At 68.2% G+C, this 516-nt stretch carries 1 protein-coding gene; it reads left to right on the top strand.

Translation table 11 applies throughout. The features are described from left to right. The coding region (tssK, locus tag KW821_RS21950; RefSeq protein ID WP_218292854.1) for a type VI secretion system baseplate subunit TssK at positions 1 to 516 on the top strand (516 nt) is incomplete at both ends.

Here is a 516-nt window from a genome sequence, read left to right as displayed (position 1 = left end):
TGGTGGGGGCCACCGGCATCCTGCCCGATGGCACCGTCTTCAATATTCCGAACGACGATGTGCTGCCGACTCCCCTCGAGATCACCGACGCCTCGGTGGCGAACCAGAAGGTCTATCTGGCGCTGCCGCTCTCGGTGAGCGGGGTCAACGAGGTCAACCAGGGTGGCCAGGTCGCCACCCGGCTGCAGGCCCATCGCCACGATGTGCGGGATCTGCACAGCGAAGGGGGGGACGTGGTCTCCCTCGAGGTGGGACGGGTTAGCTTGAGGCTGATGCTGGAGCGCGAGGATCGCAGCGCCTACGCGTCGCTGGCCATCGCCCGCATCCTGGACAAGCGCCCGGACGGCGGCCTGGTGCTGGATCCCAACTTCATGCCCTGCAGCATCAGTGTGTCGGCCATCCCGACCCTCAAGCGCTTCCTTGGCGAGTCGGCGGGTCTGGTGGCCGAGCGGGCGCGCAGCCTCTCCCAACGCATCGCCGCCCCCGGTCAGCAGGGGGTCGCCGATGTGGCCGAGT

Origin of the sequence: Aeromonas sp. sif2416 (assembly GCF_019218665.1) — a bacterium.
Lineage (GTDB): Bacteria > Pseudomonadota > Gammaproteobacteria > Enterobacterales > Aeromonadaceae > Aeromonas > Aeromonas encheleia.
The sequence above is the reverse complement of the archived record's forward strand: the minus strand, read 5'-3'. Positions and strand labels throughout refer to the sequence as shown.